The following is a 7,746-nucleotide window of genomic DNA, read 5'->3' on the forward strand; positions in this document are numbered from 1 at the left end:
ATGTGTCCAACTTTTGGGGTGCAGTTCAATCTTCAGACGGCCTTTTGTTTTGGTTTTTATTTGAGGAAGTGTTTAGCTGGACTCAACGCCGATGATGGGCAGACTTGTTGCTAAACAGGCTGGAAAGTGTCCGGCTCTTTTCAGACGGCCTCTACGTCGGCTTGTCGGTGCAATGCCTGATAGCACGGGGTAAGCTGGCGGATGATCAGGTCGAGCTGGTGTTTGAGGACGTGGTCTTGCTGCACTTGTGTGTTTTGCTCAAGCTCGGCAAACTCCTGACGGATTTGGGTCATGGCCGTTTCAAAAGCCTCAGGGTCGGTTTGGGGCATTTGGGTCAGCAACTCGGCGATGTGGTGGGTCAGCTTGGCATAGGGCGCAAAGCTGTCGTTGCCGTCGATTCGGACTTGGTCGCGGTATGCGCCGAGCGCGGAAATGTGGCCGGTCAGCGCATAGCTGGTTTTGAGCAGGGTAAAACCGTCTTGCAGGCGGTCTTGGTATTTTTTCGGGTTGCTGCTCATGTCCGACAGGGTGCTGCTGAGGGCGGCGATGCTTTCGTGGGCTTGGCGGCGGGTGAGGCGGTAGTCGAAATCGTCGCGGCTGCCGCTTTGCAGCTGGTCGAGGATGGCGTCGAGATAACGGCCGTTGGCAGTGATGGTTTGGGCGGCGGTGTGGCTGAGGGTGAGGTAACGCCAATCGGGCCAGAGGTAGGTGGCGGCGGCCCATGCGATAACGGAACCGACGATGGTGTCGATGATGCGGATGGGCATGGCGTGGTACACGTCCAAACCGGCAAGCGATAGGCTGGTCAGGGCTTGGATGGTGATGAAGAAGGTGGAGAAGCTGTATTTGTAGCTTCGGGTCATGAAGAACAGGGTGGTGCTGGCGATGACAATCCAGAGCTTGGTTTCAACGGACGGGGTGAAGTAGGGGACGAGCGAACCGACAATCACGCCGAGAATCGTGCCTGCGATACGTTGGTATACGCGGCTTTTGGTGGCGGTGTAGTTGGGTTGGCAGACGAAAAGGGCGGTCAGCAGAATCCAGTAGCCGAGGTTGAGATGGAGGATTTCGACAATGATGCAGGCCGCGGCCACGACGATGGAGAGGCGGGTGGCATGGCGGAAGACGCCGGAGTCGAAATTGAGCTGGCTGAGGACGGTCTCGCCGATATTGCGGAACTTGGTGTTTTCAAGGGCGGCGATGCGGGTATCGGCGTTGTCGTTTTCGGCAAGGGACGCATCGTTTTGCAGTTGCCGCAGTTGGTAATCGACACTGCTGAGGTTGTCGAGCAGGCGGCGGATATTGTGAAGGTTGGCATTGTCGGCATGGGTCTCGGCAAAATGGCTGAGGGATTGGCGGCAGCCTTCCATGGCGCGGCCGAGGCGTTTGCTGTATGCGTAGGGTTTGTTGTTGCGCAGGGAGGAGGCAACGTTGCGGCACGCCTGGCCTTGCATTTCGAGCAGGCGGCGGATGCGGAAGATGAGGTCGGTGTTTTTGAGCTGCTCGGTCATTTCGCTGTAATCGACGTGGGCGGAGCTGATGCGTTCATGCATGTCTTGCGCGCAGAGGTAGTAGCGCAGCATTTTGGCGGTACGCGGATGGCGGTGTTGGCCGCGCAATCGGTAGAAAAGGGCGCCGCGGCATTGGTTGAAGGCGGTAATCACGCCGGTGTTGCTCATGGCCAAGTCGATTTGGCGGTTGCCCAACCATGCGGCTTCGTCGGGGTCGAAAAAGTCGGCTTTGGCATCGAAGTAGTTGCTGAGTGCGTCGTAGGCGTTGGCAACGGTTTCTTGGACGGGGCGGTGGGGCAGGATGATTTGGAAGATCAGGGTGTTGACGCTGTATAGGACAGTACCCAGCAGAATCATGACGGGGTTGGTCAGCCAGTAGGTCTCGGGGGTGTAAGTCAGCGTGGTGTAGGTGGCGACGGCAAGCGCACCGAAAGCGAAGGTGCGGTATTTGAGGCCGACGGTGCCGAGGATGGTGAAGCCGAAAGTCATCAGGGTCATGGCCAAGATGAAGGGAACGCCTGTGCCGATGGTGCTTTGGGCAAGCAGTGAGGAGAGGGTAAACAGGGCAACGGTGATGACGATGTTTTTCAGACGGCCTGTGAGGCGGTTGTCCAAATCGACCAAACCGCCGGCAATAATGCCGAGCACGAAGGGCATAACCAGTTTGGGCGTGTCGAAGTGCCAAACGAGGGTGGCGGCGATGAACACGCTGGCGAAGACGGGCAGGGAGGCAATGATCAGAGGTTTGAGCGGCGGAGTTTTCATGATGTTGTTTATTATTCGTTATGAGGTGAATGATTGGATTTTAACAGGATTTTCAGTCGATTTCAGAATGCTTTAAATGAGATAAGGCCGTCTGAACGGATACGGGGAAATACTTGATTTCATTTCCACTCCCGTTCAGACGGCCTTTTTTGGCTTGCGCTATTAGGTCATCAGGTTGAGGTCGCTGATGCGGTCGTAGAGGCGTTCGGTATTGTTGCCCTCGTCGTGCATTTGAATGCGCAGGCGTAAATCGTTGGCGGATACCGCTTGGCGCAGGGCTTCGCTGAGTTCGATTTGGCCTTGTGCGTAGAGGTTGAAGAGGTTTTGGTCGAACGTCTGCATGCCGTTGCTGCCGGAGCGTGCCATCAAGTCGCGGATTTCCAGCAATTCGCCTTGGAAAATCAAGTCCTGCATGGCCGGAGTGTTGAGCAGGAGGTCGGTAACGGCCGTACGTTGGTGGTTTTTCTTGATGGTGAGGCGTTGGCCGATAATGCCGACGAGGTTTAACGCCAAATCTATCAAAACCTGTTGGCGGCGGTCTTCCGGATAGAAGTTGATGATGCGCTCGATGGTTTGGGAAGCCGTGTTGGCATGGATGGTGAAAACGCACAGATGGCCGGTTTGAGCCAGTTGGAGGGCGTATTTCATGCTTTCTTCGCTGCGGACTTCGCCGATACAGACGACATCGGGCGCTTGACGCATGGCGCTTTGAACGGCGATTTTCCAGTTGTCGGTATCGATGCCGATTTCGCGCTGGGTGAAGATGCTGCGGCAAGGTTTGTAGATAAACTCGATGGGGTCTTCGATGGTAACGATATGGCCGGGCAGCTTTTGGTTGCGGTAGTTGAGCATGGAGGCCATGGTGGTGGATTTACCCGAACCGTTCGGGCCGGCGAGGATCAGCAGGCCGCGCGGTGCGAGTGCAAGCTCTTGGAGCTTTTCGGGCAAACCGAGGGTCTTCATTTCGGGAATGTCTTGGCTGACGCGGCGCAATACCATGCCGACGCGGCCTTGCTCGTGGTAGGCGTTGACGCGGTAGCGCGTGTTGCTGCGCGATTGGACGGAATAGTTGATTTCCCAGTCGCGATTGAAGGCTTCGAGCTGGTCGGGGTTCATGGTGGATTCGGCGATGGCGGCGGTGTCCGCACCGGTCAGTGCTTTGTGGGGCATGGGCGTAAGGGTGCCGCCGACTTTGATGGCAGGGGGAAAGTCTGCGCTGATGAAGATGTCGGATGCGTTGCGTTTTTCGGCCTCTTCACACATGCGGTCGAGCAGGGGGTGAAGATGCGTGCCGATTTCGGCCGGGGTGGGGATGTGCGGTGCTTGGTTTTTTTGTGAGTAGGCTTGCACCATTTCGCTTAACAGGTCGTGCAGAGGGGCGAGGTCGCTCATGATGATTCTCTTTAAAACGGGTATTCGGTCAGGCTGAAAGGCCGTCTGAAAACGGGATGATGGGGTTCAGACGGCCTGAGTATGGTTTAGAAAACAGAGAGGTTTTCGATGTTTTGCGCCTTGCTGCGTGCCAGCTCGGGGCTGATGGTGCCTTGGCGGACAAGGGTTTGCAGGGCTTGATCGAGGGTTTGCATACCGTGGGCCTGACCGGTTTGGAGGGCGGCGTTGATTTGAGCGATTTTGTTCTCGCGGATGAGGTTGCGCACGGCCGGTGTAGAAATCAGGATCTCGTGTGCGGCGACACGGCCGTTGCCGTCGCGGGTTTTCAGCAGGGTTTGGGAAATGATGGCGCGCAAGGATTCGGACAACATGGAGCGCACGATTTCTTTTTCGCCTGCAGGGAATACGTCGACAATACGGTCGATGGTTTTGGCGGCGCCGGTCGTGTGCAGCGTGCCGAAAACCAAGTGACCGGTTTCGGCGGCGGTCAGGGCGAGGGAGATGGTTTCAGGGTCGCGCATCTCACCGATCAAAATCACGTCTGGGTCTTCGCGCAGGGCGGAACGCAGGGCGTTGGTAAAGCTGTTGGTGTGCTGATGCAGCTCGCGCTGGTTGATGAGCGCCTTTTTGCTTTGGTGGACGAACTCAATCGGGTCTTCGATGGTCAGAATGTGTGCCGGTTGGGTTTCGTTGATGTAGTTGACCATCGCCGCCAGCGTGGTGGATTTACCCGAACCGGTCGGGCCGGTTACCAAGACTAAACCGCGCGGATTTTCGGCAATTTTTTGGAAAATGCGCGGCGCACGTAATTCTTCCAGCGTCAGGACGGTGCTCGGAATGGTACGGAATACGGCGGCCGGGCCGCGTTCGGTCATAAAGGCGTTGACACGGAAACGGGCAACATTAGGCAGCTCAAATGAGAAATCGACTTCAAAATCCTGTTGATAGAGCTTGCGCTGGTGGTCGTTCATGACCGAGGTAATCATGGTACCGACTTCTTCCGAGCTCATCTCGGGCAGGTTGATGCGGCGGATGTCGCCGTGTACGCGTATCATAGGGGAAATACCCGAACTCAAATGGAGGTCGGAGGCTTTGTTTTTCACGCCGAACGCGAGTAAGTCGGTAATCTGCATAATGTGGCCTTGTTTTGGTTTAGAATAATAAAATCGCTTTATTTTAAATAGATAAACCCGTTCAACCAAGTAAAATTTTCAAAATACCGAGTGATGAACGGGTTAAAGGAGAAAACCATGTCGGTATTGCAACAAAACTATCAGGACGTATGCCGGGCGGTTGAACAGGCGGCTGAGGCTGCAGGACGGACTGCGGGTGCGGTGAAGCTGGTAGCGGTCAGCAAGACGTTTCCGGCAGACGATATCCGCGAAGTGTATGCGGCCGGTCAGCGTGATTTTGGCGAGAACTATATTCAGGAATGGTTTGAAAAAACGGAAACGCTGGCTGATTTGCCGGATATTGTTTGGCACGTTATCGGCGATGTGCAGTCCAATAAAACCAAATTTGTGGCCGAACGCGCACATTGGGTGCATACGATAGGCCGTCTGAAAACGGCGCGGCGCTTGAGTAAACAAAGGTCGTCTGAAATGCCGCCGTTGCAGGTGTGCATTGAAGTGAACATTGCCGCGGAAGAGGCGAAACACGGTGTGGCGCCCGCTGAAGCGGTTGCGCTGGCCCTTGAAGTGGCCCAGTTGCCGAATATTAAAGTGCGCGGATTGATGTGTGTGGCCAAGGCCGACAGCAGCGACGATGAATTGCGCAGCCAGTTTCATACCATGCAACGGCTGTTGGCTAAGTTGAACGCGGCAGGCGTTGAAGCAGATGTTTTGTCTATGGGTATGTCCGGAGATATGCCAATCGCGGTAGAATGCGGCGCAACCCATGTCCGCATCGGCAGCGCGATTTTCGGCAAGCGGCATTATCCTCAATAAAAGTAATAGGCCGTCTGAACAGGGTAGACAGCAGTTTCAGACGACCTGATCGATATCACAAAGGAGTGACATATATATGAATATCTATTTTCTCGGCGGCGGCAATATGGCGACTGCCATTGCAGGTGGTTTGGTCAAACAAGACGGTTATCGTGTCCACATTGTCGAACGCGGCTCTGAAAGACGAGCGCAACTGGTGCAAGAATTGGGCGTAGCCACTTCTGAAAACCTGCCTGAATTGAGTGCGGACGATGTCCTCATTCTCGCCGTCAAACCGCAAGACATGCAGGCAGCCTGTCAAAATATCCGTTTGAATGGTGCGCTGGTGTTGTCCGTAGCGGCAGGTTTGTCCATTGATACCCTCAGCCATTATCTGGGCGGTACACGCCGTATCGTGCGCATCATGCCCAATACGCCGGCCAAAATCGGCTTGGGCGTATCCGGTATGTTTGCCGATGCAGGCGTTTCAGAAGCCGACCGTGCAGCCGCCGACGGCATCATGCGCTCTGTCGGCACAACCGTTTGGCTGAACGAGGAAGAGCAACTCCACAATATTACCGGCATCAGCGGCAGCGGCCCTGCCTATGTTTTCTATCTTTTGGGCGCGCTCCAAAACGCGGCTTTGGCACAAGGTTTCAACGAGCAAGATGCACGCGAACTGAGCCTCGCTACATTTAAAGGCGCAGTGGCTTTGGCCGAACAAACCGGCGAAGCATTCGCACAATTACAGCAAAACGTGACTTCCAAAGGCGGCACGACACATGAAGCCATCGAAACCTTCAAAGCCTGTCACGTTGCCGAAGCCATCGAACAGGGTGTAGAAGCCTGCGTCAAACGTTCGCAAGAAATGGCGCAACAATATAAGGCCGTCTGAATATGCGCGGCGACTTGCTCTTATTATTGGCAGACGCTATTGCCATCCTGTGTATCACACGCTTTTTGCTCCGATACGCAGGATTGGCAGCAGAACACCCCCTGCTCAAATTCAGCATACAGGCAACAGGCTGGCTGACCAAACCTTGGCAAAAAGCATTTCCATCCGGCGCGAAAACCGATTGGTACTGCCTGCCTTCAGGTTTTCTGGTGTACTACCTTGCCTGTACCGCCATTATTTTCATCTCGCCGGCGCTGTCCATCAGCAATAAGCTGATTTTGGCAAACTTTTGGTTTGCCGCACTCCATATGCTGAAAGCTGCGGCCTATACATTACTTATCGGTCTGATTATTAGAATGGTGTCCAGCATACAAGGCCGCTATTCCCCGTTGACTTATGCCATCGAACGAATCCTGCAGCCATTGCTCAAACCGTTTTCCTTCTTACGCGTAGGACGGTACGATTTTTCAGGCAGTTTGTTGGCACTCTTATTATGGTTGTGGCTGGCCCGATGGTTTCCCCAACTGATCCAGCAAACCAACCTGTGGTTGCTTCAATAGGCCGTCTGAAAGCGCAGCAGGTATTAACGACCAAAAATACAACGTTCTAAAAAGCGCTTTAATACATTTAGGTGTAAGGTAGTGCAAAAAAGTGCAAATCGAAATATAAAGAACAAATGAATAGGTAAAACATGATATGATTCGCCCGATTTCCAAAACGGAAATTTAAGAAAACCCAATAAAAGCAAACCCGTAGCATCTAAATCATTAACAACAAACCGAAAGCAGACACCATGGCAAAGCTGACAGAACAAGATATTTTAAACTGGGATGGTCCTGAAGAGGACTACATGAACAGCGACCAATTGGCCTTCTTCCGCGAACTACTGGTTAAAATGCAAGAAGAGCTGATTGAAAATGCAAACACCACTACCGGCCATCTTCAAGAGCACGAATCCGCCCCCGATCCTGCCGACCGAGCTACTCAAGAAGAAGAGTACGCTTTAGAACTGCGCACTCGCGACCGCGAGCGTAAACTTCTCAATAAAGTGCAAGCGACTATCCGCAGCATCGACGAAGGTAATTACGGTTTCTGTGCCGATACCGGCGAACCCATCGGCCTCAAACGCCTGCTGGCACGTCCGACCGCGACATTATCCGTAGAAGCGCAAGAGCGACGCGAACGAATGAAAAAACAGTTCGCCGACTAAGATATAGATATAGAAATCTCAAAAGGCCGTCTGAAAGAGCAATTCAGA

At 54.0% G+C, this 7,746-nt stretch carries 7 protein-coding genes; 4 read left to right on the forward strand and 3 right to left on the reverse strand.

Going from position 1 to position 7,746, the window contains the following annotated elements:
• Positions 1-140: 140 nt before the first annotated feature.
• From yccS to HMPREF3052_RS02365, 3 genes are all read right to left on the reverse strand, one after another.
• Positions 141-2,276: a YccS family putative transporter gene (yccS, locus tag HMPREF3052_RS02355; protein ID WP_070748266.1), complete on the reverse strand. Its 2,136-nt coding sequence runs from the start codon at positions 2,274-2,276 to the stop codon at positions 141-143.
• 162 nt (positions 2,277-2,438) lie between these two features.
• Positions 2,439-3,668: a PilT/PilU family type 4a pilus ATPase gene (locus tag HMPREF3052_RS02360; RefSeq protein WP_070748268.1), complete on the reverse strand. Its 1,230-nt coding sequence runs from the start codon at positions 3,666-3,668 to the stop codon at positions 2,439-2,441.
• A gap of 86 nt (positions 3,669-3,754) precedes the next feature.
• Positions 3,755-4,801, reverse strand: coding sequence for a type IV pilus twitching motility protein PilT (locus HMPREF3052_RS02365; protein WP_070748269.1), 1,047 nt, complete (start codon positions 4,799-4,801; stop codon positions 3,755-3,757).
• A gap of 117 nt (positions 4,802-4,918) precedes the next feature.
• Here HMPREF3052_RS02365 and HMPREF3052_RS02370 point away from each other — a divergent pair, with 117 nt between their 5' ends.
• The 4 genes from HMPREF3052_RS02370 to dksA all read left to right on the forward strand — a co-directional run bounded on the left by HMPREF3052_RS02370 (position 4,919) and on the right by dksA (position 7,698).
• Positions 4,919-5,614 carry a YggS family pyridoxal phosphate-dependent enzyme gene (locus HMPREF3052_RS02370; protein ID WP_070748271.1) on the forward strand — a complete coding sequence of 232 codons (696 nt, stop codon included), beginning with the start codon at positions 4,919-4,921 and terminating at the stop codon, positions 5,612-5,614.
• A gap of 76 nt (positions 5,615-5,690) precedes the next feature.
• The gene (gene proC / locus HMPREF3052_RS02375) at positions 5,691-6,488 is read left to right on the forward strand and encodes a pyrroline-5-carboxylate reductase (RefSeq protein WP_070748273.1); all 798 of its coding nucleotides are present in this window, start codon (positions 5,691-5,693) and stop codon (positions 6,486-6,488) included.
• A 2-nt stretch (positions 6,489-6,490) separates the two neighbouring features.
• Entirely contained in the window at positions 6,491-7,048 is a 558-nt protein-coding gene (locus HMPREF3052_RS02380; RefSeq protein WP_070748275.1) for a YggT family protein, read from the forward strand.
• Positions 7,049-7,281: 233 nt separating this feature from the next.
• Entirely contained in the window at positions 7,282-7,698 is a 417-nt protein-coding gene (gene dksA / locus HMPREF3052_RS02385; RefSeq protein ID WP_049350731.1) for an RNA polymerase-binding protein DksA, read from the forward strand.
• The last annotated feature ends 48 nt before the right edge of the window (positions 7,699-7,746 follow it).

This window comes from Neisseria sp. HMSC056A03, from assembly GCF_001815685.1.
Classification (GTDB): Bacteria; Pseudomonadota; Gammaproteobacteria; order Burkholderiales; family Neisseriaceae; genus Neisseria; species Neisseria subflava.

Excerpts from the sequence above, each read along its gene's own strand:
- HMPREF3052_RS02370 (WP_070748271.1), top strand. The coding sequence starts at position 4,919 with ATGTCGGTATTGCAACAAAACTATCAGGACGTATGCCGGGCGGTTGAA.
- dksA (WP_049350731.1), top strand. The coding sequence starts at position 7,282 with ATGGCAAAGCTGACAGAACAAGATATTTTAAACTGGGATGGTCCTGAA.
- proC (WP_070748273.1), top strand. The coding sequence starts at position 5,691 with ATGAATATCTATTTTCTCGGCGGCGGCAATATGGCGACTGCCATTGCA.
- HMPREF3052_RS02380 (WP_070748275.1), top strand. The coding sequence starts at position 6,491 with ATGCGCGGCGACTTGCTCTTATTATTGGCAGACGCTATTGCCATCCTG.
- HMPREF3052_RS02365 (WP_070748269.1), bottom strand. The coding sequence starts at position 4,801 with ATGCAGATTACCGACTTACTCGCGTTCGGCGTGAAAAACAAAGCCTCC.
- HMPREF3052_RS02360 (WP_070748268.1), bottom strand. The coding sequence starts at position 3,668 with ATGAGCGACCTCGCCCCTCTGCACGACCTGTTAAGCGAAATGGTGCAA.
- yccS (WP_070748266.1), bottom strand. The coding sequence starts at position 2,276 with ATGAAAACTCCGCCGCTCAAACCTCTGATCATTGCCTCCCTGCCCGTC.